Source organism: Blautia sp. AM42-2 (assembly GCF_003480245.1).
Classification (GTDB): domain Bacteria; phylum Bacillota; class Clostridia; order Lachnospirales; family Lachnospiraceae; genus Fusicatenibacter; species Fusicatenibacter saccharivorans.
In genome coordinates this window covers 314,613-340,179 of sequence record NZ_QUIM01000001.1, presented here as the reverse complement: position 1 = coordinate 340,179, position 25,567 = coordinate 314,613, and the positions used below count along the sequence as shown (strand labels likewise).

Below are 25,567 nucleotides of genomic sequence, written 5' to 3'. Positions count from 1 at the left end.
GATGGTAAACGCTTTGGAAATTCAATCCCCACCCTGTTACTTTATGCCTGTCTTTTCTGTTTTATGACTGTTTTTCAGAAACTTTTTTGAAATAGACACGGGCAGTTTTTTATGCCTGCCGTTTCGAAAGCTGCTCCAGAACGCGGCACAGGTACTGATACGTTCTCTCCACGGAGGAAATCGAAAGCCGCTCCTCGGTCGTGTGAATTGCTTTCATGTTCGGGCCGAAAGATACACAGTCAAGACCGGAAAGCTTTTCATAGAACAGACCGCATTCCAGTCCGGCATGAATCGCTTCCACTGCCGGTTTCTGTCCATACATGGCTTCATATTCCGCCACCATCAGATCGCGGAGGGCAGAATCCTCTTTATACTCCCATGCCGGGTACGCGCCCTCTACGTGGAACTCACCGCCCAGGAAACCGATCAGATACTCCAGCTTGTCGGAAAGGGCTTCCTTTGCACTTCCCACGGAGCTCCGCACACTTGCACACGCATGCAGGTGATCCGACTCTAATTTCAGAATACCGAGGTTCAGGGATGTTTCCACCAGTCCCGGGATCTGGCCGCTCATCTTCTGTACCCCGTTCGGAAGATTCATCAGGAAAAAGACGGTTTTCTGCAGGCTGACCGGATGAAGCGCCGGTGCAGCGCCCTCGCCTGTTTTCGCTACCGTAACGGTAATACCGTCATCTGTTCCGCTGTACTCTCTGCAAAGATTTTCGGTGAAGCGTGATGCTTCCTCTTTTAAGATCTCTTTCTCTCCGCCGTCGATGGCAAGAAGCATGCGGGTTGTCCGCGGAATGGCGTTGTCTTTTAAACCGCCCTCCAGCTCGATCAGGGCATAATCCATCTTTCCTGCCAGTTCGTACAGGAAACGGCCCGCCAGAATGTTGGAGTTGGCACGGTTTTTGTGGATTTCCGTACCGGAATGGCCACCGGCAAGACCGGAAATCGTCACTTCCATCTGCTCACCCATCACTTCGCTTCTGCGCACCGGCAGATCCATCATGGCTGTCATACCGCCTGCGCATGATACGGTGAGAATGCCTTCCTCTTCAGAATCCATATTTAACAGTGTTCTTCCCTTTAATTCATTCCCGTTTAATGCTGCTGCGCCGAGCAGTCCGATCTCTTCATCCGTCGTAATCAGTGCCTCGATGGCCGGAAGCTGCAGATCATCCGATTCCAGCACAGCCAGCATATAGGCAACGGCAATTCCGTCGTCTCCGCCAAGCGTCGTGTCCCTGGCATAAATCTCATCGCCGTCGATGTGAAGCTCAAGGCCGTCCTTCGTAAAATCGTGGCTGCTGCCCGGCTTCTTCTCGCAGACCATATCGCAGTGGCCCTGCAGAATCACGGTCGGAGCCAATTCACATCCCTTCGATGCCGGGCGGCGGATGACCACGTTGTTGGACGCATCCTGATACCAGGATAATTCATGGTCCCTTGCAAACTGAACCAGATAGTCGCTCACTTCTTTTGTGTTTCCGGAGCCGTGCGGAATGCGGCAGAGCTCTTCAAAATAATAAAATACACGTTCTGGTTTTAATCCTGCTAATACGCTCATTTTTTCTTCTCCCATCTTCTTTTTTTCAAAGCTTCGTCATACTCTATTTTAGAAAGCGGGAGGAGGTTCGAACGTCATGAAAAAATCACTTTTATTTCTCTCTTCCCTGCTTCTTTTTTTCTGTCTTCTTATCTTTCCCGCGCGGACTTTTTTCTATGCCTGCGAGGGTGTCAATCTCTGGTTTCATACCATTCTTCCGTCACTTCTGCCGTTTCTGATTCTGACATCTCTTCTTCTGGAAACAGGAGCCGCGCGGCGGATCTCTGCCCGTGCAGAAGTTTTTTTTCAAACGGTTTTCGGTCTTTCCCCGGCTGGGTTTTATGCACTTTTTCTCGGTCTTTTCTGCGGTTTTCCCATGGGAGCGCGCATCACTGCCCAGCTCTATGAGGCAGAAGAAATTGACCGGAACGAAGCGTGCTATCTTTTAACCTTCTGCAGCAGTCCGAGTCCTGCTTTTCTGTCTTCCTATGTTATCTTAACTGCGTTTTCCGGACAGATCCATCCCGGGTTCGTCTTCGGCGTGCTCTACGGTTCCAATTTTCTAACTGGTTTTCTGTTCCGGCTTGTTTTCCGCCGCTTCCGCCTGCACCGGCACACCGCCCATCGGACACATTCCGTGGAAAAAAAAGAGATGTCAAAACAGACTTCCAAAGGAAACCTGCTGGACACCTCTATCATGAACGGATTTGAAATCATTACACAGCTTGGCGGATACATCATCCTGTTTTCCATTCTGTCCGGACTTCTGATGGATCTGCATCCGTTTGGTTCCGCCTCGCCCCTGCTCTGCGGCGTGCTGGAAATCACGACGGGAATCGCACAGCTTACCGCGTCCTCTCTTCCTTACGCCGGAAAAGTCTCTGCTGTCCTTACCTGCGCCGCCTTCGGCGGTCTCTCTGTCGCTGCCCAGACAAACTGTATGATCCATAACAGCGGTCTGCCCCTCTGGCCTTATCTTGCCGGGAAGCTCTGCTGTGCTGCTTTCGCAGGAACGCTTGGTTTATTCCTCTTCGCTTTCCTCTTCTGATGCCGGATCATATTCCGGTACGACAACTTCTTCCTCTGGCTGCTCTTCTTCCGGAGCACCCTGCGGGGAGAGCTCACTTCTGTTCTGAACAACGGTATTGTAGCAGCTTGTCAGGGATTCTACAAAGCTGTTGTATTTCTCTCCTGCATCGTTTAATGCAGTCGTCATAATATTGCTTAAGTTGGCAAGCATATCATCGGTATATCCGATGGCACCGAGACGGATGCTGTTGGCATCGTTGGTTGCAGCATCCAGGATTTCCTGTGCCTGCTGGTTTGCATTGTTGACGGTCTCATTTGCCTGTGCGTATGCTGACTGCATCACTTCACTCTGCTCTACCATCTCTCTTGCCTTTGCCTGTGCCTCTGCAATGATGGCATCTGCCTTGTTCTGTGCATCTGCCAGAATCGCATCTTTGTTGCTGATGATCTTCTGGTACCGTTTGATCTCGTCCGGTGTTTTCAGACGGAGCTCACGGAGAAGCTCTTCTAATTCTTCTTTATTTACAACGATTTTGGTGGTAGACAGCGGCTGATATTTACAGCTCTCTACATACTCCTCAATTTCTTCGATGATCTGTTCAATTCTGCTGCTCATTTTAATTCTCCTTATCTTTTATCCTGCGGCATTCCTTCTGAATTTCGGGCGGCATACTTTGCGCGGATTTCTTTTTCCACAAAATCCGGAACAAATTTGTGAATGTCGCCGCCAAAAGCAGCTACTTCTTTTACTACCGTGGAGCTGAGGTACGCATACTCCAGCGAGGTAATCAGAAACGTGGTATCTACTTCCGGTTCCAGAACGCGGTTCGTCTGTGCCATCTGCAGTTCATATTCAAAGTCTGTGATCGCGCGGAGTCCGCGGACGATCGTATGCGCCTGGCATTCCTTCGCAAAATCAACAGCGAGCCCGCTGAAAGAACGGACTTCGACATTTGGAATGTCCTGGGTCGCTTTCTTTAGTATATTAACACGTTCTTCCACAGAAAACAACGGAGATTTTGAGGAATTATGTAAAACTCCCACGATTACGCGGTCAAAAAGCTTGGATGCACGCAAGATAACATCCAGATGACCATACGTTACAGGGTCAAAAGTTCCCGGGTATACGGCTGTCTTCATGATTCTTTTACTCCTTCGTGTTTGCTTTTCGGGGTAAGGAATACATGGACATTTGTCTTATAGATTTTTTTCTTCAGAATTTCGTATCCGGCATCCTCCGCCCAGTCGAAATCAGTATTCAGCGATGCTTCTACAATAATTAAGGTATCCTCACCGATAAAAGAGGCGTCGCGGAACGCATACAGCACGTCCTTTTCCAGTCCCTTATCGTATGGCGGGTCCATAAAAATGCAGTCAAAAGGCTCCTGTCCCTGAAGCGACTGCAGAGCTGCATGCGCTTCCATGGGCAGGAGCACTGCCTGCTGTTCCAGCTTCGTAAATTTTAAATTCTGCCGGATACAGTCTGCTGCAGCTTTGTTCTGCTCTACGAACCACGCGCGCTCGGCGCCGCGGCTCAACGCCTCGATTCCGATCGCCCCGCTTCCGGCGAACAGATCGAGAAAACGCGCATCCGGCAGATACGGCTGAAGCATATTAAATAAGGTTTCTTTGATCCGGTCCGTCGTCGGCCGGGTCTGTCTGCCGGGAACCGTCTTTAATGGAAGACTCCGGCATTTTCCTGCTATTACTCTCATGTTGGTCTTATTTTCGTCCTTACTGTTTTTGTTTGATGGATCAGTCGGCTTTCAACTGCTCTCTCCAGTCCAGATCTCCTCTTGCAAGTCCCAAAATCAGAGACTCCGCGGTTCCGATATTTGTTGCAATCGGGATATTGTACTGGTCGCAGGTACGGATAATTTTGTAGACATCCGGCTCTTTCGGATTGATCATCGTCGGATTGTAAAAGAAAATTACCATATCCATATCGCCGCGTTCAATCATCTCGGTAAACTGTTTGTCTCCGCCTACGCTTCCAGGCAGAAACTTGTGTACATGAAGGTTCGTCACCTCTTCAATCCGCCGTCCGGTGGTTCCGGTGGCGTACACCTCATGTTTCATGAGGATTCCCTTGTATGCAATACAGAAATCCTCGATCAAACTCTTCTTGCTGTTGTGTGCTATGATTCCAATATTCATTACTGCAAACCGCCCCTTCTCCTGTTTTTACTACCATGTACAGCAATTATAACAAATTTATTTTCAATACGCAATTCTTTTTGTGAATTTTTTACACAGTTTTTATATTTTTTTCTGACGTTCCATTTTTCCTTCTTCTTTTACTTTCTCCGCTTTTCCGGAAAAAATACAGAATCTGGAAGTTTATTTTTGTTTTCTTTCCACATACTATGACCGTAGCAGAACAGATGAAAAACACATCCGGATCTGCTTCACAGCAGCTTTTAACAAGCACAAAGATAAAGGAGGGAATGAACATGGCGAATCGTTCATCGAATACCGCAGCAGTACCAGAAGCAAAAGGCGCTCTGGACAAATTCAAATTTGAGGTGGCAAGCGAACTCGGCGTGCCGCTCAGTGATGGCTACAACGGTAACCTGACTTCCAAACAGAATGGTTCTGTCGGAGGTTATATGGTCAAAAAGATGATTGAGCAGCAGGAACGCCAGATGTCCGGCGGTTCTTCTGGCCAGTACTAATCATCCCGGTATAACATCCTGATGCCGGAACAGGCATCAAAAAGCGTGAGCTCTTTTCTTTTCGGAAAAGCTCACGCTTTTTTCTTGCTCCTGCAGAGCTGGTACATAATACTTACAGATCAATGCTTCCGGTTACATCATCATTGATTACGTAGTAAGCAGTAAATTCCTCCGGTTTTACATAAACCTTCAGGCTCTTTAATTCCTCTGCTTTCTTGCCATATCCTTCGATCCAGATCTGCTGGATTCTCTCGTACAGATCTTTCTCCTTGATTTCTCTTCCGCCGAACTGCAGAATCATCTCCTGCTCCGCTTCTTTCTTTGCTGCTTTTGCAGGTGATTTTTTCTCTGCCGGCTTTTTCACTGCTGCTGGTTTTTTCGGTGCAGCCGCTTTCTTTGTCGTTGTTTTCTTTGCTGTTGTGCGGGTTGTTTTTGCAGCTTTTGCTGCCGGTTTTTCTTCTGCTTTTGCAGGTGCTTCCTCTGCTGCTGCAGTTTCCTTTACAACTTCTTTTGCAACTTCTTTTACAGCTTCTTTCTCTGCTGCGGTTGTTTTTTCTGCTGCTTTGGTCTCTACTTTTACTGTCTCGTTCTCTGCTGTCTTAGCCTGGGCAGCTGGTTTTTTCTTTACCATATCTGTTTCCTCCCATTTGGACCGGCCCTGTATATTTTGGAAGAGCCATCCTGCGAACTATTATTCAGGCGAACGCTTGACACTCACGGTCCGCACATTTTTTGATTCCTTGTTTATGATACATGAATTTTTTTGTCATTTCAAGTAATATCTGATTTCGCACGAATTTTCCACGAAATTGTACAGTCATTTTCCATACTATCCAATCAGGCTGTTACTTTTATCCGATTTTGCATTTTAAAGCCGGATTTTTTTTGTAATTTTTCACAATCCAATGTCGTGGTTTTCCAGATCAAGATACGATTTCATTACCTTTTTCAGCAGTTCATGCTCCGGTTTTTCAAAATAAGGATCGTCGGCAAGCAGTTCTGAAGCCGCCTCACTCGCTTTCTGCAGGATATCGGCATCCCGGAAAATATCTGCCATCTGGAATTCCATATCCCCGCTCTGGCGCGTTCCCAGCAGATCGCCGCTGCCGCGCAGTTTCAAATCTTCCGAAGCAATATAAAACCCGTCGTTCGAATGGTTCAGGATTTCCAGACGTTTGGCGGTCTCCTGATCTTTGTTTCCGCGGATGAAAATACAGTAGGACTGATGCTCTCCTCTTCCGACACGTCCGCGGAGCTGATGGAGCTGTGCAAGGCCGAACCGTTCGGCATTTTCCACCATCATCACCGTCGCATTCGGCACGTTGACACCGACCTCCACGACTGTCGTCGAGACGAGTACCTGGATTTCTCCGCTGGCGAACCGCTCCATGATCTCGTTTTTCTGCGCCGCCTTCATCTGTCCGTGCAGCATCTCTACTGTGATGCCCGGCAGCTCTTTTTTCAGGAGCTGTGTATAGTCGGTGACGTTTTCCGCTTCCAGACCCTCGCTCTCCTCCACCATCGGGCAGATCACATACGCCTGACGGCCCAGTTCGACCTGACGCGTGATAAAGCGGTAAGCTTTTGGACGGTAAGACGTATCCACCACACAGTTTTTGATCGGCAGACGCTTCGCCGGAAGTTCATCAATCACAGAAATCGAAAGATCTCCGTACAGAATGATAGCCAGGGTTCTTGGAATCGGCGTTGCACTCATAACGAGAACATTCGGCGGTTCCCCTTTTTCAGCAAGTGCCGTTCTCTGCCGGACACCGAAGCGGTGCTGTTCGTCTGTGATGACAAGCGCCAGATTTTTGTACTGTACCTTTTCCTGAATCAGTGCATGTGTGCCGATCACCATTTTGCAGCTTCCGTCTTCCAGACTGGCATAGAATTCCCGGCGTTCTTTTGCTTTCGTGGATCCAGTCAGAAGGCGGGGATTGTATCCCGTCAGATTGTTTTCTTTCAACAGAGTGCAGAGCGATTCATAATGCTGCCGCGCCAGAACCTCCGTCGGAACCATCAGCGCCGATTGGTAGCCGTTCTCAGCTGTCATAATCATTGCAAGGAATGCCAGAATCGTCTTTCCGCTTCCGACATCTCCCTGTACCAGCCGCGCCATGCGGGTATGGCCTTTTAAGTCCCGCTCCAGTTCGCCCCACACGCGCATCTGTGCATTCGTGAGACGGTACGGCATATTTTCGATGACTTCCTCCGTCTTCCAGACGGCGCGGATCGGGAACACATTGGTAATTCCCTCCGTCTGCTCTTTTAACTGCCGCAGGGACAGGATGAAGAGAAAAAACTCTTCGAACACAATTCTGCGCCGCGCCGTTTCCAGATGCTCCTGGTCTTTTGGAAAATGAACCTCATGGAGGGCATAATTGATTTCACAGAGTTCATACCGGGCACGGATTTTTTCCGGCAGATAGTCCTGCGCAGGTGCGCATCGTTCCAGCACCTGTGCAACGGCCTTGCTCACCATCTTGTTCGTGAGACCGGCTGTCAGCCCATAAACCGGCTGAAGACTTGCCAGAAGCTCATGGTATGCGGCAGGAGTGAAGATTTCCGGCTGCTCCATCACGAGACGGCCTGATTTTTCCTGTATCTTTCCGCGGAAGATAAAAACACTGCCTTTCTTCAGCGTGCTCCGCAGAAACGGCATATTAAACCAGGTAAGCTGCAGCCGCACCGGCTCCTCGTAGAGTTCCAGGACAACGACGCTCTTTCTCTGGTTTCCTTTTACCGACGGACTGTGGACAATTCTTCCGTATACCGCATTCTTTTCCTCTTGTCTGCATTCGCGAAGGGGAACCGGCTCTGCATAGCAGTCATAATCTCTTGGATAATAATGCAGAAGCTGCTGCAAATTGTAGATTCCTACTTTTGCAAACAGCTTCTCCGTTTTTTCACCGATCCCCTTCAGTGTTGTCAGGGGTTCCGTATTCATATTTTTCTTTCCTTACTCTTATTCAACCGAAACGACACAGTAGTAAATCGGCTGTCCGCCATAGTTTACTTCCACATCGCAGTCCGGATATGCCTGCTCGATTTTTTCGCCAAGGCTTTCGGCATCTTCCTCACTCATATCTTCACCGTAGTAGATGCTGATCAGCTCGCTGTCCTCATCGACCATGGCGCGGATGGTTTCTTCTGCAACGGTAAGAATATCCTGTCCGACAGCGAGAAGTCCATGATCGCCAAGTCCCATGATGTCGCCCTGATGGATCTCTTTCTCATCGATGTGGGTATCACGTACCGCGTACGTTACCTGACCGGTTTTTACCATCTGGATGCCCTCTGTCATGGCCTCCTCGTTCTCTTCTGCAGATTTCTCCGGCACATAGCTGATCATGGCTGTGATGCCCTGCGGAACGGTTTTGGTCGGAACAACGATGATATTTTTGTCCTCAGTCATGGCTTTTGCCTGATTTGCTGCGAGGATGATATTTTTGTTGTTCGGCAGAATAAAGATATTCTTTGCATTGACCTTCTCAATTGCAGTCAGCATATCCTCGGTGCTCGGGTTCATGGTCTGACCGCCCTCGATCAGGTAATCAACACCGAGTCCCTGGAAGATCTCTTTGATTCCCTCTCCGATGGACACGGCGATGAATCCGTTCTCCTTCGGCGGCTGTTTTGCTGCTTCTTTTCTCTTCTTATCTTCCTCTGCCTGCTGTGCTGCGATCTTTTCTGCGTTCTTGATCAGGCGCTCCTGATGCTCCTCACGCATGTTGTCGATCTTCATTCTGGTCAGCTGTCCGTACGTCAGCGCCTTGGAAATTGCTTTTCCAGGATCGTTGGTATGTACGTGTACCTTAACCAGCTCATCGTCTGCAACGAGAACGATCGAATCTCCGATTCCGTTCAGGAAATCTTTGAATGCATAAACCTCTTCATCCGGAAGCGGGTTTTCCAGCATAATGATAAACTCGGTGCAGTAGCCGAATTTGATTTCTTTTTCTGTCTCTTTGGACGGTCTGACAAATTCTGTCTTTGCTTCCGGCATCTCGAAATTCAGATCAATCTCTTTCCCGAGGAACGCGTCATATGCGCCCTGCAGTACGGTTAAGAGACCCTGTCCGCCGGAATCCACAACGCCTGCCTCTTTTAATACCGGCAGCATCTCTGGTGTCTGGGAGAGCACGTACTCTGCATGCGCGAGAACGTCCTCGATGAATGCGTTCAGATCTTCGCTTTCCGGTGCAAGCTCTGCTGCTTTCTCTGCTGCTCCCTTTGCCACGGTCAGGATGGTACCTTCTTTTGGCTTCATAACGGCTTTGTATGCAGTCTCGACTGCTTTTTCCATTGCCTCTGCAAGAATCTCTGCATTCAGCTCTTGATAGTCGCGGATCTTCTTGGTAAAGCCACGAAGGAGCTGGGAAAGAATAACGCCGGAGTTACCTCTGGCACCGCGCAGAGAACCGGAAGAGATTGCCTTGGAAAGGTTGTACATGTTCACTTCTGTGAGCGAGTTTACTTCCTTGACTGCGGACATGATCGTCAGCGTCATGTTGGTACCTGTGTCGCCGTCCGGTACCGGGAACACGTTCAGCTCATTGATCCACTCTTTCTTTACTTCCAGATTTTTTGCACCAGCCAGAAACATTTTTGCCAGTAAGCCGGCATCAATTGTATTTGTAGCCACTTTCTTCATTTCCTCCTATTACCATCAGTCGATGACGCGAACGCCTTCAACCAGGATGTTGATTTTTTCAATTTCCATTCCGGTGAACTCTTCCACCTTGTATTTCACATTATTGATCAGGTTATCTGTTACGGCAGAAATACTGACTCCGTAAGAAACAATCACGTGGAAATCCAGGGAAATTTTATTTTCCGAAATCGATACATTGATTCCGTGTGTCAGACTCTCTTTTTTCAGAAGTTTGACCAGTCCATCTTTCATGTTTACCGCTGCCATTCCGACAATGCCGAAGCACTCCACAGCAACGCTGCCCGCATACAGGGCGATTACATCCGGATTGATTACGATTTCTCCCAAGCCTGTATTCATACGACCTTTCATGCCTTGTATCCTCCAATTCCATCATACTATTCAAAACACATGGAGACAGGAATAACTGACTCCACTCTACGATACATTATAACCGCTTTTCCGCAAAAAAGAAAGTTTAAAATGAAAAACCTTCAAAATTCATATAATTTTTTCATTTTTTACTTGCAAAACCGGTATAGATCTGTTAGAATGACTTATGTTGTGAGTCTAAAATGCGTTTTGACTCAAGTACGTATGTCAAGGAGGTGCAATCATGGCAAAGTGTGCAATTTGTGAGAAGGGTGCTCATTTCGGAAACAACGTAAGTCATTCACATAGAAGAAGCAATAAAATGTGGAAATCTAACGTAAAATCTGTCAAAGTTAAAGTTGACGGTGTACCGCAGAAAATGTACGTATGTACTTCCTGCTTAAGATCCGGAAAAGTAGAGCGTGCATAAGTTGAATGGTTAAAAGGCCTTTCCAGTCCGGGAAGGCTTTTTTGCTGTTTAAAAATAGAATTAAGATTTTAAAAAAAGTTCTGGGAAGAGCAAACAGGACATAAGTTTTCGCTTATGCCCTGTTGTGCTCTATTTTTTATATTTTAAAAGGGAGAAAAAAATAGCGTGGTCTCTTAAGCTGAACCTGCCAACGATCCATATGCTTAGCAAAAGAAAAAGAGCATCCTACCGAAACTTTCATTCTGGTAAGACGCCCTCGTCTTGATCTATGATATTAGTATAGTTGGCTGATTCATTTAAGATGGACTTATTATAGCGCAGCTTTCTTCATTTTGCAAGTATTTCTCTGTACAAATCAGCCAGTTCATTTCCGATCTTTTTGTGCATCTTTCACTATTCCCCTGTATTGCAGAACAGATGATATCCCACGCACAGCAGCAGAGCGGCCGCAAGAACCGTAAGAAATGAGCTGCGGATCATCAGGCTGATGAGAAGCCCGACCCCCATCCAAAACAGCAGAAAACCTAAAATTCTGCACAAACGAGCTTACTCCTTATCCGCCTCTTGGTTTATTATATGCTCTACTTTCTCTGCGGTATACCCGTCCTCTTCCTTTTTGCCGGTAAAGCGGCTGATCAGATCCGGAGCCATGTCAATGATTTTGGTGACAGCATCCTGGTTTTTGATGTTGACCAGACGCGTTCCGTTTTTGCTGATGACAAGAACGGCGCTCGGAGAAATTTTTCCGCCCATACCGCCTCCTGCATTGTTCTTTGCATTTTCTGCGAATGCACCCGCTCCCACGCCGAAGGAAACGTCTACCAGCGGCAGAAGAATCGTATCATCAATGTGGATCGCCTCACCTACGACCGTCTTTGTTGTGATAAAACTGTCCATTCCGCGGAACAGTGCTTCTACGGTATTCTGAAATGTGTTGTCCTTTTCTGCCATCTTTTAGGCCTCCTTGTGTTTGAAATGTCGTATGGTTTTCCGAAGATTCTGATCCCGGAATAATCGAAGTGCAATGCCGGCTGCTGTCACAGCCTGAAAACTTCCTTTCATCCGGACATCGCCCTGGAGAATTTCCTGTTCGAAATCCGGCTGGATGGAAAGGTCTTTCGGCAGTTTTCCATAAATCATACCCAGAATGCCGAGTGTCTCTCCGGTCAGTGCCGGATCGTTAAATCCGAACCGGACTGTGCCGGTTACTTTTTTCGGTGCTGCTTTCTTCAGGAAATAAAGCACTTCTTTCTTTGCATGGAGCAGCGCCTCACGGAACATCTTCGAACGGAAGAATTTTTTCACACTCTCCCACTTTCTTTTTAACCGTCTGCCTGCCTGGATTTTCTGCTCCAGTTTTTCAAGCAGACGGAACGGAAGTTCCAACAGCCGGAAAGCTGTCTGCAGCAGACGGCTGGCAAGATTCAGCAGTTTTTCCGGAAGATATTCGATCCTTCCGAAAAACCGTTCCAGAATGCTTTTTTTCGGCGCATCCGGTTCCTGCTCTTGCTCTGGCTGCTCCTTCTGTGCTGTCACCTTCTGCTGCTTTTCTTTCTGGTCCGGTGCTTTCTGCTCTGCTGTTTTTTCTGCTTCCAGCGCATTTTCTGTCTCATTTTCCTCCGTCCGGGGCACGGACGCTTCTCCCCGGCGGATCTTTTTCAGCCGCCGTTTCCATGTTTCCAGTGATGCCCCGAAAAGCAGAATCTGCGCCTCCGGCTTCTGTTCCTCATACGAGGCCGTCAGCGCGACAGCTCCGAAAAGCCACGATACTCTTCCGCTCGCTTTTACGCAGGCAAATCCCTCTTCTTCTTTCAGAACCTGCGCCCGGTAGCAAAAAGGAAGAAACAGGACGGTGCAGACGATAAGAAGCACGAGAAACAGTAAAACAAGGATTAAAATCCCCAGTGCCTTCAAAATCATGAATAGTATATGTATCATTCACATCCCTCAATCCGGTTCAGCAGCCATTCCCGGATTTTTACTTCTCCGGTTTCCCGATAAGTTTCCAATGCGATCGCCTCCACAAGCTCAAAAGCTTCCTCGCGCGACACGGCAAGTCCGACAATCATCGGACAGTTTCTCCGCACGGCCGGCTGCAAAAGCAGATCCGCCGGAATTACATCCAGATTGTTCTGCTGATTGGAAGGCAGTGTGAGGAGCCAGACTCCCGGAACTGCTTTTTTGTTCTCAATCCGGCGCATCCATTTTTTCTGTTTCTTTTTTGCAGTATCCCCGACGTACAGATTTTTATACCAGTTTACCATATTTTCCCTGAGCCTGTGGCTGAACCTTCCATAAATTTGCTCTCTTCAGTTCCAGATACTCCTGATAGGCCTTTTCCAGAATCTGCCGTTCATTGGAAAACTTCAGCAGATGATATGCTTCGTGATACTTGTAATAGCCCGAATCCACAAAGTATTCTTCTCTCTGTGGACGGCTGTAGTAGCCGGATGAGACCATCAGATACCAGTGCACCTCTTTTTCCACGGTGTCCTCCGGAATGCTGAAGCTGTACTGGCTTTTTCCCACGTACTTGATGATGGTGCCGTGTACGCCGGACTCCTCATATACCTCGCGGACAGCAGTCTGTTCATGGGTTTCTCCCGGCTCAACGGTTCCTTTCGGCAGAACCCAGCCTTCATATTTGTTGCGGTAGCTTTTGTAAAGCGTCAATATTTTTCCACGGTAGATTACGATACCTCCGCAGCTTACTGCTTCGATCATACGTTTTAAGCTCCTTCTGGCTTTTTCCATTCCCTGACAGCTCTTTTCTTCCCGCTTGCCGCCAGATCTTCTGTTAAAAAGTATACCTCTTTTCCCGCCCCCGCGCAACCTTAAAACCGCATCCTTTTTCTAACATTTTTCTAAAAATTCAGAAAACGCGCCCGAACCCATCCTTTCCGGTTCGAACGCGTTTTTTTCATCGTTTACTGCTGTGCATAATATGCTTCAATTACCTGTCTTGCAATCGGTACAGCGACTTCACTCGAATATCCGCCGTTTTCTGCCACAACAGCAATGACAATATCAGGATCATCCGCATTGGAGAATCCGACAAACCAGGAATGCGGTGTCTCTCCGTCGCTTCCGTGTTCTGCGGTTCCTGTTTTACCGGCGATATTGTACGGCAGATCCGAAAGTGAAACTGCAGTTCCGCTCTGGACAACGCCTTTCATCAGCTCTGTCAGCGTATTGGCTTCGCTCTCGGACATTACCGTGCCAAGAGACTCTTTGTAAAAGGTTTTGACTGCCTGTCCGCCCGCAGACACAATGTTGTCCACATAACGCGGTTTGATCATTTCTCCATCATTTGCAACCGCGGAGGCGATCAGTGCCATCTCCATCGGTGTTACCAGCGTATCGCCCTGGCCAATGGAGGTCTGCATCACAAGAGCATCCGCCGTTGTCGAATCAAGGTCGAAAGAACTTTTGCTGGTCGGAAGCTCCAGATCCAGACGGCTGTTCAGATACAGGGAATCCGCCAGCGAGCGGAAGGCATCTTTATCCAGCCCAAGGCCAATCTGTGCAAAGGCAGAGTTGCACGAATGTGCAAACGCACCTGCAAAATCTTCCGGTCCATGCACTTCACCGCCGGAGCAGTGAATCGTATAGTTTCCTGCTGTCAGCTCACCGTCACAGTCGAACGAAAAACCGTCCAGTGTGCCGTTCTGACGGAGATACGCAAGCGAAGTAACAATCTTGAACGTAGATCCCGGCGGATATCTTCCCTGCAGACCGCGGTTCAGAAACACGCCGCTCTCATCGTCTGCGTTCAGTGCCTCCCAGTCCTCATCAATCGTATTAGGATTAAAAACCGGATTGCTCACATTGGCAAGTACACGGCCCGTTTTTGCCTCCAGCACGACAACTGCACCGCGGTATCCGTCCAGTGCATCGGCCGCGGCCTGCTGGAGTGTTGTATTCAGCGTTGTATGGAGACTGTCTCCCGGGTTCTTCGCATCGCTGAATTCATTCTTTACCTGCTTTAACTTACTTGTATGGGACTCCATCAGCATATAGTTGTAGGAAGATTCGAGGCCGCTGTTTCCTTTTCCCGTGTAGCCAACCACCTGCGCAAACAGGCTGCCGAACGGATACGTTCTTACCTCATCCCCGTTTTCATCTGTCGTCGTCTTTGCCAGTTCCTGGCCGTCCGCAGAATAGATTGTTCCGCGGATCACGCGCTCTGCATAGTTATTCTGTCTCGTATTGTAAGAACTATTCAGAAATTCTTCTTTCCGCACGACATTAAAGTAAACGAGATACGCGATCAGCCCAAGAAACATGGCCACGAACAGGAACGAAACGATCAGATACGGCCCTGCGCCGTTGTTTGCCGCCTTACCAGTGGAGGCTGTTCTCGGTCTGCTCTTCGATCCGCCGTTCGAATTCATCCGGCTGCTCGCGGTACTTCTGGCGGGTTCCCTGTCCATCGTTCCGGCTGCCGCTCTTCTTTCGTCTTTCGGTCTCTTCGTCCGGGCGTCGTTTTTTCTTGGCGCCTGGGTCGTTTTTCTGCTGGTTTCGTTTCTTCTTGTTTCGTCTTTTCTCAAGCTCCTCACCTTCGTCTTCCCTTAAGATGTACAATCCCTGAATGATCGACAGCATCAGCACCGTGGAGAACATAGAGCTTCCTCCATAGCTGACCAGCGGCAGCGTGATACCTGTCATAGGAATAAATTTAATGGTTCCTCCGATGGTGAGGAACACCTGTGTCGCATATTCCGTTCCAAGACCCATGGCAATCAGTTTGTAGAACCGTTTGCTCATCTTCATGGAAATATTGATAATCAGAAGGAATGTGGACATGCACAGCAGAATCAGGCAGATTCCGAAGATAATGCCCATCTCCTCACAGATCGCACAGAAAATAAAGTCTTTCGTTGCAACCGGGATAATGTCAGGCCGTCCCTCGAAAAGGCCGGTTCCGAACCATCCGCCGGAGCACATGCCGAAGAGGCCCTGTGCTAACTGGCTGCTGATATCCCAGTTTCCGATCGGATCCTGCCAGAGTGCCACACGGTTCCGTACATGGGAAAACAGGAAATATGCCACAACGCAGGCGGCACTCATTCCCGCAAGTCCCAAAAGCGGATATCTGGCTTTTCTCGTTGCCACATAGATTACAACCACGTACGCCATAAAGAAGACGAACGCAGTTCCAAGGTCGGTGGATGCAACAAGGATCAGCACATGAACTGCCGCAATGACCGTTGCTTTCACAACGTTTCCAAAGGAATTATCCTCGCGCAGCATGCCTGCCATAAAGAACACGAGTGTGAGCTTGGCAATCTCGGAGAGCTGGAACGTAATGCCGTGGATTTCGATCGACAGCTTCGCACCGCCGGAAGTAAAGCCAAGCACCATAACGACGGAAAGCATGGCAATTCCGAGCACAGCGTAAATCCAAGTCAGATTTTTCAGGAACTTGCCCTTTCGGACAATGACCGGAATGATGAAGCAGAGCAGTGTGGATGCCGCCAGAATTTTGTACTGGGACATCGCCTTTGACACGCTCAGTCTCGTCAGAATAATCATGCTGATCGAGAGCAGCATACACATGTTGTTTACCAGGATCATCGATGCCTTCCGGTAAATCAGGCGGTACAGGATCTGTACGCCCAGGATATACGCCATCGTGAGCAGAAACATCTGAATCGTTGATACTTCGCCCTCCTGGAGGAACATCACGAAGAAACAGATGAAATTCATCAGAATGATCATGATGATCTGCCGCATCAGAATGTAATGGCGCTCATCCTCATCCCGCTCTTTGAGTGCAGCAAACGACTGCACGGTAAAACAGATCATGAGGAAGGTAATCACATATTTTGATAACTGAACAATGGTATTTTCCATAAATTCCCCTTATTTTTTCTCACCGTTTACTCTACTTTCCGGCGGAAATGGCCTTTGGTATATTCCTGTTCGGCCGGAACTGCGATTCCTTTACAGTACGTTCCAGCAAACGCAGCGGCGATTTCTTTTGTCTCCTCCAGTGTCTCGATGGTAAAATTCAGCCGCACCGCAGCCGGATGCATGGACCGGATCTCATCGGCTTCTTTTACCAGGCCGAGCGGAAGGCTGTTGTAGATCACACTGTAGCACGAGGTGCAGTAACTCTTCACCGGGAAGTATTTTCCCATCCGGTCTTTTAAGCGTACCAGAGAATAACTGTGATTGCAGCCGTTCAGGTTCTTCTGGACACACTGGGCGGAAACCATCATCGGAAGGTAGCCGTAGACCACCATTTCGCTGTTCGTATTGTCACGTTTTCCGATTTCCCGCTCGTTCAGCTCATACGGAACGGTATCACGCTGCACGCCCTGCTCCTGCCAGAATGCCTGCGCACGGCTGTTGTACGTGTAAACGCTGTAATCGAGCCGGATATCCTTTTCCATTCCCATCTCTTTCAAAAATGAAAAGCTTTCGAGATTGCGGATCAGGAAACCGCCAAGACCGATCTCCTTCAGACAGCGGAACGTGTCGCGGTATTCCTTCAGATCGCCTTCACGCACAACGTGCGGCAGCATCAGATAAACCTGTTTTCCCAGTTCTTTCGCCTGCAGGATGCCTTTTTCCGCCTGCTCTTCGAAAATTTCCCGTTTGAAGCATCCCATGCCGGCGTAGATCGTCGTGATCTCCGGAATCTCGAGCAGTGCATTCCACTGGGCTCTCGTCTCGGCAGATGCGGTCAGCTCCATTTTCTTTTCTGCCCTGTTCTCCTGGTCCAGTTTTCCAGATGCTTTTGCTTCCTGTTCCGGCTTTTCCGCTGCTTTTCTGCGGTATGGCTCTGTCATCTCTTTCACCAGCTGGTCCGAAACGCCTCTCCGCAGCTCGTTTAACGTCTGCATCGGCACGAAACAGTTGTCATCCATACAGACATCGAGTTCTTTGAAATAGAATGGTGTCTCGCCTGTCTTTTCCAGCTGTGTTTTTACGCGTTCCTCGGTCAGCGGCTGCTTCTTTGCCGGTTCTACCATGCCCGCCTCTGCTGTTACGCTGTATTTTCCGCTTTCTGCACTTAAGAACGCCGGCTGGCCCGGATACAGGGTCAGAAAGCCGGAAATCGGCTCTTTTGCCTCAGTCTCGATATAATCTCTCTGGATCTCATAAAAGAGCTGCTCATTTCTGCGCTGTTTCTTTTTATTTTCCTGCTCTTTTTCGTTCTTCAGCGCCATCATATCGCGTCCGTTTCTTACGGTATAATAGCTTTTGTTGAAACCGTCACGGTTATACAGCTCATACAGCTTTTTCATGTCCTCCGGCAGAACGTGGAAACGGGACGGCTTTTTCTCGTACAGATCGAGGTATTTGCGGTAAATGCTGACAACGCCCGCTGTATACTCCGGCTTTTTCATTCTGCCTTCGATTTTGAGGGACATAATCCCGGATTTTACAATCTCCGGCAGCAGTTCTACCGTACACATATCCTTCGGGCTTAACGGATAGCGGTCGCCCGGCTCCCCCATGCGGTGGTTGTCTTTATCGTACGCTTCGTACGGCAGACGGCACGGCTGCGCGCATCTTCCGCGGTTTCCGCTTCTCCCGCCGATCAGGCTGGAAAAAAGGCACTGTCCCGAATAGCAGTAGCAGAGCGCCCCGTGGACGAAGCATTCAATTTCAAGGTTGGTCGTCCGGTGGATTTTCTGGATCTCCGCAAACGAAAGCTCACGGGCTGGTACCACACGCGTCGCGCCAAGGCTCTCCAGGAAACGCGCTCCCGCAGATCCTGTCACTGTCATCTGTGTGCTCGCATGAATGTCGAGATCCGGGAACCAGGAGCGGACCGCCTTTAAAACGCCCATATCCTGGACAATCACGGCATCCAGTCCCTGCTCATAGTACGGACGCAGATACGGATACAGTTTCTCTTCCAGTTCCTCCTCTTTTAAGAGGGTGTTGACCGTCAGATACAGTTTCCGGTTCCGCAGATGGACGTAATCGATGGCTGAGAGAATCTCCTGCTCATCCAGATTTTTTGCATACGCTCTTGCGCCGAATGCGGCTCCGCCGAGATAGACGGCATCCGCACCGGCGGAAACCGCCGCTTTTAACGCTTCCATCGAACCGGCTGGTGCTAATAATTCTGTCTTCATCTTTATCTCCTAAAAACGGGCGATTACCTGTTCCGCAATCCCCCGTTTTTCCTTCTTTTACGCTTTTAATAAATCTTCCAGATCCTTATTTGCCTTATCAAGCTGCCGCTGCAGTTCTTCCATCTCGCCGCGCACATGTTCCAGCTCGATTCGTTTCTCTTCCAGCTCTTTTTTCAGATCGCCGGCCTGGATTTCCGCTGCGATCAGATCGTGCTTCATATCGTAGGTTTCCCGGTCTTTGGCTTCCATATCCTCTTCGAGGGTATCTACCTGGCTTTTTGCTTTGAAATAGTCGTCTGCAATGTTCAGTGCAAGCAGTGTGTGCTTCGTATCCACCGACAGGCGGTTGTATCCGGCTGACTGGGAAAGTTCGCTGATCTTCTGATTCAGATAAGCAGCTACTTTCTGCAGATATTCCGGGCTCTCATAGCCTCCCAGTGTGATAATTTTTCCATCTATTAAAACCTGTGTTGTATTTTTTACAGCCATTCTTTTGCTTTTCCTCCACTGAATTTAACCGGACCAAACTTCCGGCTAATATAACCTATCATATACCGAAAATGGAAGAAAAACAACCTTTTTCTGCAAAAAGCGACAGAAAATGAAAGATTCAGGGCTTTTACTCTTCGATCTTACGCGGTGCCTCCAGCCCCAGGTGGTGCCAGGCAAATTCCGTTGCCACTCTTCCGCGCGGAGTGCGGTTGATAAATCCGGATTTGATCAGGAACGGCTCGTAGACATCTTCGATGGTGCCGGCATCTTCTCCAATCGATGCTGCCAGGGTATCGAGTCCCACCGGACCGCCCTGGAACTTTTCCATAATGGTGGTAAGAAGCAGCCGGTCAGTCTGATCCAGTCCGTAACGGTCTACTTCCAGCAGATCGAGAGCAAATGATGCGACCTCTTTTGTGATTCTTCCATCGTATTTCACCTGGGCAAAGTCGCGGACACGCTTTAAAATCCGGTTTGCCAGACGCGGTGTTCCCCTGGAACGGCGCGCCATCTCAAGCGCTCCCTGCGGGTCCACCTCCACATTCAGTACTTTTGAGGAGTGCAGGATAATGTTGGCCAATTCTTCCTCCGTGTAAAATTCCAGATGGTGGATGACACCGAACCGGTCGCGGAGCGGGGCAGTCAAAAGACCTGCACGCGTTGTTGCGCCGACCAGCGTAAACTTCGGCAGATCCAGGCGGATCGAGCGCGCCGAAGAGCCTTTTCCGATCATGATATCAATCGCAAAATCCTCCATCGCTGGGTAAAGAACCTCCTCGACCTGGCGGTTCAGGCGGTGGATCTCATCAACAAACAGGACGTCGCCCTCCTGCAGATTGTTGAGGATCGCTGCCATCTCACCCGGTTTTTCGATCGCCGGGCCGCTCGTTACCTTCATATGGGTTCCCATCTCATTTGCAATGATGCCCGCCAGCGTTGTTTTTCCAAGTCCCGGAGGGCCGTAAAACAGCACATGATCGAGAACATCACTTCGCTGTTTTGCTGCTTCAATATATACTTTCAGGTTCTTTTTCGTCTTTTCCTGTCCGATGTAGTCGTCCAGGTGCTGGGGACGGAGCGAACCTTCGATTTTCACGTCCTCCTCGAGAACGTCAGTTGTGATAATTCTTCTTTCCATCGTTATAAGGTTTCCTTCTTCCACAATTTAGGACCATCTGCTAAAACATATGCTTCAATGCCGCTTTCAGCACAGCCTCGCTGTCCATGCCTTCGGTGATTTCGACTTTCTTTACTGCCTGCAGTGCTTCCGTTCCGGAGTAGCCAAGCGCAGTCAGCGCCTGTACCGCATCCTGGAAGGCATCCGGTTCGCCTGTCTGCCGTACCGCCGCAGCCGCCTGATTTCCTGCCAGCTTCTGCTCGAACGCTTCCTGCAGGTCGAATTTGTCTTTTAATTCCAGAATCAGCTTCTGCGCGGTCTTCTTTCCGATGCCCGGTGTTTTGGCAATCGCCTGGACATCTTCCGAGAGGACGGCAAAGCGCAGATTGTCTGCAGTAAGCGTGGACAGCACCGCAAGCGCCGCTTTTGGTCCGATGCCGCTTACGCCGATCAGCATACGGTATATTTCAAGATCTTCACGGGACAGAAAGCCGAATAGGGAAATTCCGTCTTCCCGCACACTCATATGGGTATATATCTTTAACTCTTCTCCCTCCCGGATGCCTGCGTCGAACATACTCGCTGGAATATTCAGCTCATAGCCGATTCCATGGCTTTCGAGAATCATTTTTCCTTCCGAAAGAGAATCTACAGTTCCTTTGATAAATGCAATCATGTTTTTCCTCCAAAGCGCCGTTTTCTTTTTTCGAAAGCGAACGCACATTCTATTATAGCAGAACTTTTCTCATCACGCAACGATTAGTCGCTGTCTTTCTTGCATGTCAGATTTTTTCGTCTTATAATATCTTTAGATTCAAAAAAGTTTTTCAAAGGAGACAAAAAACCTTATGCAGATCATAGATTCTACCCCCGCTGCTCTCTCTGCCAATCTTCAGATGTATCTGAGAAACGGCGATGTCTTTTTCGATATTGAGACGACCGGCCTTTCCTGGCGTACCTCGCATCTCTATCTGATTGGTGCGCTGTTCTTTGACCCGGCCGCGGATGCTTTCACACTGCGCCAGTGGTTTCTTGATCGACCGACCGAAGAAAAAGAGATGCTTGTCTCTTTTTTCACGTTTCTTTCCGACGTGAAGCAGCTGGTGCATTTTAATGGAACGACATTTGATCTTCCTTACCTCACACACAAAGCACTGTTTTATCAGATGGAAGATCCGCTTTCGTCAATCGCATCCCTGGATCTTTATCAGGCACTCCGCCCGTTTCAGTCAATCCTGGGACTTTCTTCAATGAAACAGAAAAATGTGGAACAGTATCTCTCATTCCCACGGAAGGATCAACTTAACGGAAAACAGTTGATTTCTGTTTACCACGACTATCTTCAGACACTGGATGAAAAGAAACTGGAACTGCTTTTCCTTCACAATTATGAGGATGTCCTCGGCATGGGTTCTGTTCTGGAACTGCTCGCGCTTCCTGCCCTGTTTCACGGCGATTTTTCTGTCCAGTCGTGTCGTTTTACCGGACAGACACTGGAAGTTTCACTGCAGCCCGAGCGGGAAGTTCCGGTTTTCCTCTCCCGTGTCTGCGCGGATGGTTCTCTTACAGCCTTTGGTTCACGGGTTTCTCTCTCCCTGCAGACGCATACGGCGGAGCTGAAATATTTCTTCCCGGACTATAAGAATTACTATTATCTTCCGCTGGAGGATCAGGCTGTTCACAAGAGCGTTGGCGCGTTTGTCGATCCGGAACACCGTCAGAAAGCAAAGGCTGCCAACTGCTATCAGCGGCGGACCGGTACATTTCTTCCGCAGCAGAAAGAGTTTTTCACCCCGGCCTTCCGCGAGGATTTCAAAAGCCGCCCTTACTATTTTGAGTGGTCCGATGCCTTTCTTTCGCAGGAAAATCTCCTGAAAGAGTATCTCTGTTCCGAGCTTCAGCTCTTTTTCAAATACGATAGCAAAACCAGAAAATAAAACAGCCGTACACGTTTTTGCATGCACGGCCGTTTTTCCGGGACTGTCCTTTCCAAGCAGTCCTTTATTTTTTCTCTTCTTTCTCTTCTACCTTTTTTTCTTCCTTTTTCAGAGAAGCATGATGCGTTCCCTGCAGATGCGGATAGGCGCGCAGATAACGTTTCGTTGTCAGGCGCATCAGCCAGTTGGTCGGAAGCTGCGGTTTTGTCATCTGGTCAAAGCGCTCCAGCAGCTCTTTAAGATCCGGCATCTTATCGCTGCGCACATCAAATCCAAGTGCCGCAAACCGTTCTTTCTGCTCTGCTCCGAACTCGGTCAGGCGTTCCTTCTGCTCTGCTCCGAACTCCATCAGGCGGTTCTTCGACTCGGAAAGCGGATTTCTTCTTCCCTCGGCTTCTTTCCGCTCCTTCTCCAGCTTCTGCATCTGCTCCATTGCCTCAGACAGTGTCTGGCGTTTCTCGGCCAGATATTCTTTCATCTTATCTCTGGAATACTCTGCACGATACTGCTGTACTTTCGCATTCATCTCCTCGGCAAGCTGGTTAAAGCGGGATTTCTGCAGATATTTCATAAATTCTCCCCACGTTTTCTCCAGACTGCGCATCTTCTGTCCCAGCTGGAATGCTGCGGCTGCGGAAAATCCAAAATCTACCAGATAGCAGACGGTAACAACGGAAACAATGATCTCTCCTGTAGTATCCGAAACAAGATTCACTACTTTCACGGCAATCGGCTGCAGAATATAGAACAGCCCCAGTGTAAAGAATCCCCAGGCAATCGAACTGCTGAGGCAGATCTTTCCCTGAAAATTAAACTTCTGATTGCTGTAGTCCCACCAGTGCGCATGAAAAATGGTCTCCATCAGCACGCCGGTTACATATTCCAGAACCGTCGCTACAATGACACCTCCGAAATACAGTGCCCAGACGTTCGCTTCAAACGGGCGCAGGATCAAGTATACCATAACAGCGCCGGTGCCGTACAGTGTCAGCAGCGGACCATTGACAAAACCGCGGTTGACCAGTTTTTTCTGCCGGATCGATACATAGGAACTCTCCCAGATCCATCCGCAGAAGCTGTACAGCCAGAACCATGCTAGAACGTGGTACAGATCCACACCCAGAATCTTCGTCTCCCACATAAACTTTCATCCCCTTTTTCTTTTCTGGTGCCAAAAACAGGATGATAAGAAAATACCGCAGGCAACAGGTTTCCTGTCTGTTCAGGAAACCCGGTTGTCTACGGCATTCTAATCATCCAACTGCAGCACCTGCAAGTTAAATTATTCTTACTCTTCTACTGGCTCTTCGTTTTCCAGAGCTTTCATGCTCAGAGAGATTTTTTTGTCTTCCTCGTTGAAATCAACTACTTTTGCAGTGATTTCCTGTCCGATTTTCAGTGCATCAGACGGTTTCTCAACGTGCTCTCTGGAGATCTGGGAAACATGAAGCAGAGCATCTACGCCCGGCTCAAGCTCAACGAATGCACCAAAGTCAGTCATACGGGCAACACAGCCTTCTACTACGTTGCCTACAGCGTATTTGTCAGCAGCGTTCAGCCACGGATTCTCTTCCGGGAATTTTAAGGAAAGAGCGATCTTGTCGCCGTTGATGTCTTTGATCAGAACTTTTACAGTCTCACCAACTTTGAATACTTTTTTCGGGTTCTCTACGCGGCCCCAGGACATCTCAGAGATGTGAAGCAGTCCGTCAGCTCCGCCCAGATCGATGAATGCGCCGAAATCGGTAACATTCTTAACAGTTCCCTCTACAACATCGCCAACTGCAATGCGTGCGAACAGTTCTTCCTGCAGTTTCTTCTTCTCAGCAACGATGAGCTGTTTGCGGTCACCGATGATGCGTCTTCTTCTCGGGTTGAACTCGGTAATAACGAATTCAATTTCCTGATCTGCATATTTAGACAGATCTTTTTCATATACATCAGATACAAGGCTGGCCGGAATGAATACTCTGGTCTCCTCAACAACTACGGATAATCCTCCGTTCAGTACCTGTGTTACTTTTGCTTTCAGAACTTCATGATTCTCGAATGCTTCCTCGAGTCTCTTGTTGCCTTTTTCAGCAGCAAGTCTCTTGTAAGTAAGAAGGACCTGTCCCTCTCCATCATTTACTTTCAGAACTTTGACTTCCATTTTGTCACCTGGCTGTGCAACGGTGTGAAGATCGATGGAAGAATCGTTGGAATATTCGTTTTTGGTAAGAATACCATCGGCTTTGTATCCGATATTCAGGATAATCTGATCGTCTTTGACATCGATTACAGTACCCTCAACGACTTCTCCGTTTCTGATTGTTTTAAATGATTCATCCAGCATTTGTTCAAAACTCATTTCTGACATTTTTTGAACCTCCTCAATTATTTTATTCGGGGTGGATGCCCCAGCTGTAATACCTACGCGACCAAATGATTGAAAAGGCTTAGATTCCAAATCAACGAGTGTCTCTATAAAGTAAGTATTTTTACATTCTTCTTTACATATCTCATACAGCTTTTGCGTGTTTGAACTATGTCTGCCTCCCACGACAAACATGGCATCAACCTTCCTGGCAATTGCTCTCGCTTCCGTCTGTCTTTCCTCGGTAGCGTTGCAGATAGTCTTTAAAACAGTACTATCATAACTCTTTTTCAAAAAAATTTCAACTAAATCTTTAAATTTGTTGTAATTAAATGTCGTCTGTGCCACAATAGATATTGGTTTTCCATTTTCGGGCACAAAACTTTCCGCTTCTTCGGCGGTATGCATCACGGTAACCGGGCCGCTCGCCCATCCCATGATGCCCTGTACCTCCGGATGATCCGCGCTTCCGATGATGACGACGTGGCGGCCTTTTCTGCCCTCCTCGTCCACAATCCGGTGGATCTTCTTGACAAACGGGCACGTCGCATCTACAATCTTCATGCCGCGCGCTTCGATCTTTTCACAGACATCCCGCGACACGCCATGCGACCTGATCACAACGGTTCCGCCGGAAAGCCCCTCTAGTTCATCTTCCGAATGGATCACCTGCACGCCGCGGTTTTCGAGATCCTCCACAACCTGTTCGTTGTGAATAATCGGCCCGAAGGTGTAGACCGGCTTTTCACCGCTCTCAATTTCACGGTATACCGTATCGACCGCCCGTTTGACGCCGAAGCAGAAGCCTGCACTTTTTGCAACAGTTACTTCCATCTGTTTTTCTTCTCCTCTTTTCT

General features: G+C 48.6%; 26 protein-coding genes. 4 read left to right on the top strand and 22 right to left on the bottom strand.

Annotated elements, in window-relative coordinates; genetic code table 11:
* Positions 1 to 109: 109 nt before the first annotated feature.
* A complete protein-coding gene (locus DW915_RS01640) occupies positions 110 to 1,570 on the bottom strand; it encodes an aminoacyl-histidine dipeptidase (protein ID WP_118741428.1) in 1,461 nt (486 codons plus the stop codon).
* A gap of 76 nt (positions 1,571 to 1,646) precedes the next feature.
* Here DW915_RS01640 and DW915_RS01635 point away from each other — a divergent pair, with 76 nt between their 5' ends.
* On the top strand, positions 1,647 to 2,597 hold the full coding sequence (locus DW915_RS01635) for a nucleoside recognition domain-containing protein (protein ID WP_118741427.1): 951 nt from the start codon (positions 1,647 to 1,649) through the stop codon (positions 2,595 to 2,597).
* Here the strand turns inward: DW915_RS01635 and DW915_RS01630 are convergent.
* From DW915_RS01630 to DW915_RS01615, 4 genes are read right to left on the bottom strand one after another with little or no spacing between them, the layout of a single operon-like run.
* On the bottom strand, positions 2,571 to 3,194 hold the full coding sequence (locus DW915_RS01630; protein ID WP_055265193.1) for a hypothetical protein: 624 nt from the start codon (positions 3,192 to 3,194) through the stop codon (positions 2,571 to 2,573). The genes DW915_RS01635 and DW915_RS01630 overlap by 27 nt on opposite strands.
* Positions 3,195 to 3,205: 11 nt before the next feature.
* Positions 3,206 to 3,718 carry a pantetheine-phosphate adenylyltransferase gene (gene coaD, locus DW915_RS01625; RefSeq protein WP_055265195.1) on the bottom strand — a complete coding sequence of 171 codons (513 nt, stop codon included), beginning with the start codon at positions 3,716 to 3,718 and terminating at the stop codon, positions 3,206 to 3,208.
* A complete protein-coding gene (gene rsmD, locus DW915_RS01620; protein WP_022461889.1) occupies positions 3,715 to 4,293 on the bottom strand; it encodes a 16S rRNA (guanine(966)-N(2))-methyltransferase RsmD in 579 nt (192 codons plus the stop codon). Before rsmD ends, coaD begins: the two co-directional genes overlap by 4 nt.
* A gap of 40 nt (positions 4,294 to 4,333) precedes the next feature.
* Positions 4,334 to 4,735 (bottom strand): methylglyoxal synthase, encoded by a 402-nt coding sequence (locus DW915_RS01615; RefSeq protein ID WP_022461890.1) that lies wholly within the window; start codon positions 4,733 to 4,735, stop codon positions 4,334 to 4,336.
* Between the two features lie 296 nt (positions 4,736 to 5,031).
* Here DW915_RS01615 and DW915_RS01605 point away from each other — a divergent pair, with 296 nt between their 5' ends.
* Positions 5,032 to 5,253 (top strand): alpha/beta-type small acid-soluble spore protein, encoded by a 222-nt coding sequence (locus tag DW915_RS01605; RefSeq protein WP_022461891.1) that lies wholly within the window; start codon positions 5,032 to 5,034, stop codon positions 5,251 to 5,253.
* A 112-nt stretch (positions 5,254 to 5,365) separates the two neighbouring features.
* Here DW915_RS01605 and DW915_RS01600 read toward each other — a convergent pair whose 3' ends face one another.
* The 4 genes from DW915_RS01600 to DW915_RS01585 all read right to left on the bottom strand — a co-directional run bounded on the left by DW915_RS01600 (position 5,366) and on the right by DW915_RS01585 (position 10,282).
* A complete protein-coding gene (locus tag DW915_RS01600) occupies positions 5,366 to 5,884 on the bottom strand; it encodes a DUF6465 family protein (protein WP_055265199.1) in 519 nt (172 codons plus the stop codon).
* 264 nt (positions 5,885 to 6,148) lie between these two features.
* Positions 6,149 to 8,203, bottom strand: coding sequence for an ATP-dependent DNA helicase RecG (gene recG / locus DW915_RS01595; protein ID WP_118741426.1), 2,055 nt, complete (start codon positions 8,201 to 8,203; stop codon positions 6,149 to 6,151).
* An 18-nt stretch (positions 8,204 to 8,221) separates the two neighbouring features.
* Positions 8,222 to 9,901: a DAK2 domain-containing protein gene (locus tag DW915_RS01590; RefSeq protein ID WP_022461894.1), complete on the bottom strand. Its 1,680-nt coding sequence runs from the start codon at positions 9,899 to 9,901 to the stop codon at positions 8,222 to 8,224.
* Between the two features lie 24 nt (positions 9,902 to 9,925).
* Positions 9,926 to 10,282 (bottom strand): Asp23/Gls24 family envelope stress response protein, encoded by a 357-nt coding sequence (locus tag DW915_RS01585; protein WP_022461895.1) that lies wholly within the window; start codon positions 10,280 to 10,282, stop codon positions 9,926 to 9,928.
* A 244-nt stretch (positions 10,283 to 10,526) separates the two neighbouring features.
* Here DW915_RS01585 and rpmB point away from each other — a divergent pair, with 244 nt between their 5' ends.
* A complete protein-coding gene (gene rpmB / locus DW915_RS01580) occupies positions 10,527 to 10,712 on the top strand; it encodes a 50S ribosomal protein L28 (protein ID WP_022461896.1) in 186 nt (61 codons plus the stop codon).
* Between the two features lie 393 nt (positions 10,713 to 11,105).
* Here rpmB and DW915_RS15845 read toward each other — a convergent pair whose 3' ends face one another.
* From DW915_RS15845 to ruvA, 11 genes are all read right to left on the bottom strand, one after another.
* Positions 11,106 to 11,252, bottom strand: a complete 147-nt coding sequence (locus tag DW915_RS15845) for a hypothetical protein (protein ID WP_167622772.1) — start codon at positions 11,250 to 11,252, stop codon at positions 11,106 to 11,108.
* 6 nt (positions 11,253 to 11,258) lie between these two features.
* Positions 11,259 to 11,663, bottom strand: coding sequence for a GerW family sporulation protein (locus DW915_RS01575; RefSeq protein ID WP_022461897.1), 405 nt, complete (start codon positions 11,661 to 11,663; stop codon positions 11,259 to 11,261).
* 3 nt (positions 11,664 to 11,666) lie between these two features.
* Positions 11,667 to 12,650 (bottom strand): DUF2953 domain-containing protein, encoded by a 984-nt coding sequence (locus DW915_RS01570; protein WP_118600638.1) that lies wholly within the window; start codon positions 12,648 to 12,650, stop codon positions 11,667 to 11,669.
* Complete coding sequence (locus DW915_RS01565; protein ID WP_022461899.1) at positions 12,647 to 12,976, bottom strand: hypothetical protein; 330 nt, start codon at positions 12,974 to 12,976, stop codon at positions 12,647 to 12,649. Before DW915_RS01565 ends, DW915_RS01570 begins: the two co-directional genes overlap by 4 nt.
* Positions 12,960 to 13,436: an NUDIX hydrolase gene (locus DW915_RS01560; RefSeq protein ID WP_117508996.1), complete on the bottom strand. Its 477-nt coding sequence runs from the start codon at positions 13,434 to 13,436 to the stop codon at positions 12,960 to 12,962. The genes DW915_RS01565 and DW915_RS01560 overlap by 17 nt, the downstream gene beginning before the upstream one ends.
* A gap of 203 nt (positions 13,437 to 13,639) precedes the next feature.
* Positions 13,640 to 15,145 (bottom strand): peptidoglycan D,D-transpeptidase FtsI family protein, encoded by a 1,506-nt coding sequence (locus DW915_RS01555; RefSeq protein WP_243033769.1) that lies wholly within the window; start codon positions 15,143 to 15,145, stop codon positions 13,640 to 13,642.
* Positions 15,054 to 16,568: an FtsW/RodA/SpoVE family cell cycle protein gene (locus DW915_RS01550; protein ID WP_117801027.1), complete on the bottom strand. Its 1,515-nt coding sequence runs from the start codon at positions 16,566 to 16,568 to the stop codon at positions 15,054 to 15,056. Before DW915_RS01550 ends, DW915_RS01555 begins: the two co-directional genes overlap by 92 nt.
* A 26-nt stretch (positions 16,569 to 16,594) precedes the next feature.
* Positions 16,595 to 18,808 carry a U32 family peptidase gene (locus DW915_RS01545; protein WP_118741425.1) on the bottom strand — a complete coding sequence of 738 codons (2,214 nt, stop codon included), beginning with the start codon at positions 18,806 to 18,808 and terminating at the stop codon, positions 16,595 to 16,597.
* 57 nt (positions 18,809 to 18,865) lie between these two features.
* A complete protein-coding gene (gene zapA, locus DW915_RS01540; RefSeq protein WP_055226374.1) occupies positions 18,866 to 19,297 on the bottom strand; it encodes a cell division protein ZapA in 432 nt (143 codons plus the stop codon).
* A gap of 130 nt (positions 19,298 to 19,427) precedes the next feature.
* Positions 19,428 to 20,438 (bottom strand): Holliday junction branch migration DNA helicase RuvB, encoded by a 1,011-nt coding sequence (gene ruvB, locus DW915_RS01535; RefSeq protein WP_022461905.1) that lies wholly within the window; start codon positions 20,436 to 20,438, stop codon positions 19,428 to 19,430.
* A gap of 40 nt (positions 20,439 to 20,478) precedes the next feature.
* Entirely contained in the window at positions 20,479 to 21,093 is a 615-nt protein-coding gene (ruvA, locus tag DW915_RS01530; protein ID WP_117508999.1) for a Holliday junction branch migration protein RuvA, read from the bottom strand.
* 172 nt (positions 21,094 to 21,265) lie between these two features.
* Here ruvA and DW915_RS01525 point away from each other — a divergent pair, with 172 nt between their 5' ends.
* Positions 21,266 to 22,354, top strand: a complete 1,089-nt coding sequence (locus tag DW915_RS01525; protein ID WP_117801021.1) for a ribonuclease H-like domain-containing protein — start codon at positions 21,266 to 21,268, stop codon at positions 22,352 to 22,354.
* 64 nt (positions 22,355 to 22,418) lie between these two features.
* On the opposite strand, the gene DW915_RS01520 is transcribed toward DW915_RS01525, so the two are convergent.
* Positions 22,419 to 23,495, bottom strand: coding sequence for a putative ABC transporter permease (locus tag DW915_RS01520; RefSeq protein WP_117801018.1), 1,077 nt, complete (start codon positions 23,493 to 23,495; stop codon positions 22,419 to 22,421).
* A 147-nt stretch (positions 23,496 to 23,642) separates the two neighbouring features.
* Complete coding sequence (locus tag DW915_RS01515; RefSeq protein WP_117509002.1) at positions 23,643 to 25,544, bottom strand: bifunctional 4-hydroxy-3-methylbut-2-enyl diphosphate reductase/30S ribosomal protein S1; 1,902 nt, start codon at positions 25,542 to 25,544, stop codon at positions 23,643 to 23,645.
* Positions 25,545 to 25,567: the final 23 nt, after the last annotated feature.

Excerpts from the sequence above, each read along its gene's own strand:
- DW915_RS01640 (WP_118741428.1), bottom strand. The coding sequence starts at position 1,570 with ATGAGCGTATTAGCAGGATTAAAACCAGAACGTGTATTTTATTATTTT.
- DW915_RS01635 (WP_118741427.1), top strand. The coding sequence starts at position 1,647 with ATGAAAAAATCACTTTTATTTCTCTCTTCCCTGCTTCTTTTTTTCTGT.
- DW915_RS01630 (WP_055265193.1), bottom strand. The coding sequence starts at position 3,194 with ATGAGCAGCAGAATTGAACAGATCATCGAAGAAATTGAGGAGTATGTA.
- coaD (WP_055265195.1), bottom strand. The coding sequence starts at position 3,718 with ATGAAGACAGCCGTATACCCGGGAACTTTTGACCCTGTAACGTATGGT.
- rsmD (WP_022461889.1), bottom strand. The coding sequence starts at position 4,293 with ATGAGAGTAATAGCAGGAAAATGCCGGAGTCTTCCATTAAAGACGGTT.
- DW915_RS01615 (WP_022461890.1), bottom strand. The coding sequence starts at position 4,735 with ATGAATATTGGAATCATAGCACACAACAGCAAGAAGAGTTTGATCGAG.
- DW915_RS01605 (WP_022461891.1), top strand. The coding sequence starts at position 5,032 with ATGGCGAATCGTTCATCGAATACCGCAGCAGTACCAGAAGCAAAAGGC.
- DW915_RS01600 (WP_055265199.1), bottom strand. The coding sequence starts at position 5,884 with ATGGTAAAGAAAAAACCAGCTGCCCAGGCTAAGACAGCAGAGAACGAG.
- recG (WP_118741426.1), bottom strand. The coding sequence starts at position 8,203 with ATGAATACGGAACCCCTGACAACACTGAAGGGGATCGGTGAAAAAACG.
- DW915_RS01585 (WP_022461895.1), bottom strand. The coding sequence starts at position 10,282 with ATGAAAGGTCGTATGAATACAGGCTTGGGAGAAATCGTAATCAATCCG.
- rpmB (WP_022461896.1), top strand. The coding sequence starts at position 10,527 with ATGGCAAAGTGTGCAATTTGTGAGAAGGGTGCTCATTTCGGAAACAAC.
- DW915_RS01575 (WP_022461897.1), bottom strand. The coding sequence starts at position 11,663 with ATGGCAGAAAAGGACAACACATTTCAGAATACCGTAGAAGCACTGTTC.
- DW915_RS01570 (WP_118600638.1), bottom strand. The coding sequence starts at position 12,650 with ATGATACATATACTATTCATGATTTTGAAGGCACTGGGGATTTTAATC.
- DW915_RS01565 (WP_022461899.1), bottom strand. The coding sequence starts at position 12,976 with ATGGTAAACTGGTATAAAAATCTGTACGTCGGGGATACTGCAAAAAAG.
- DW915_RS01560 (WP_117508996.1), bottom strand. The coding sequence starts at position 13,436 with ATGATCGAAGCAGTAAGCTGCGGAGGTATCGTAATCTACCGTGGAAAA.
- DW915_RS01555 (WP_243033769.1), bottom strand. The coding sequence starts at position 15,145 with ATGGACAGGGAACCCGCCAGAAGTACCGCGAGCAGCCGGATGAATTCG.
- DW915_RS01550 (WP_117801027.1), bottom strand. The coding sequence starts at position 16,568 with ATGGAAAATACCATTGTTCAGTTATCAAAATATGTGATTACCTTCCTC.
- DW915_RS01545 (WP_118741425.1), bottom strand. The coding sequence starts at position 18,808 with ATGAAGACAGAATTATTAGCACCAGCCGGTTCGATGGAAGCGTTAAAA.
- zapA (WP_055226374.1), bottom strand. The coding sequence starts at position 19,297 with ATGGCTGTAAAAAATACAACACAGGTTTTAATAGATGGAAAAATTATC.
- ruvB (WP_022461905.1), bottom strand. The coding sequence starts at position 20,438 with ATGGAAAGAAGAATTATCACAACTGACGTTCTCGAGGAGGACGTGAAA.
- ruvA (WP_117508999.1), bottom strand. The coding sequence starts at position 21,093 with ATGATTGCATTTATCAAAGGAACTGTAGATTCTCTTTCGGAAGGAAAA.
- DW915_RS01525 (WP_117801021.1), top strand. The coding sequence starts at position 21,266 with ATGCAGATCATAGATTCTACCCCCGCTGCTCTCTCTGCCAATCTTCAG.
- DW915_RS01520 (WP_117801018.1), bottom strand. The coding sequence starts at position 23,495 with ATGTGGGAGACGAAGATTCTGGGTGTGGATCTGTACCACGTTCTAGCA.
- DW915_RS01515 (WP_117509002.1), bottom strand. The coding sequence starts at position 25,544 with ATGGAAGTAACTGTTGCAAAAAGTGCAGGCTTCTGCTTCGGCGTCAAA.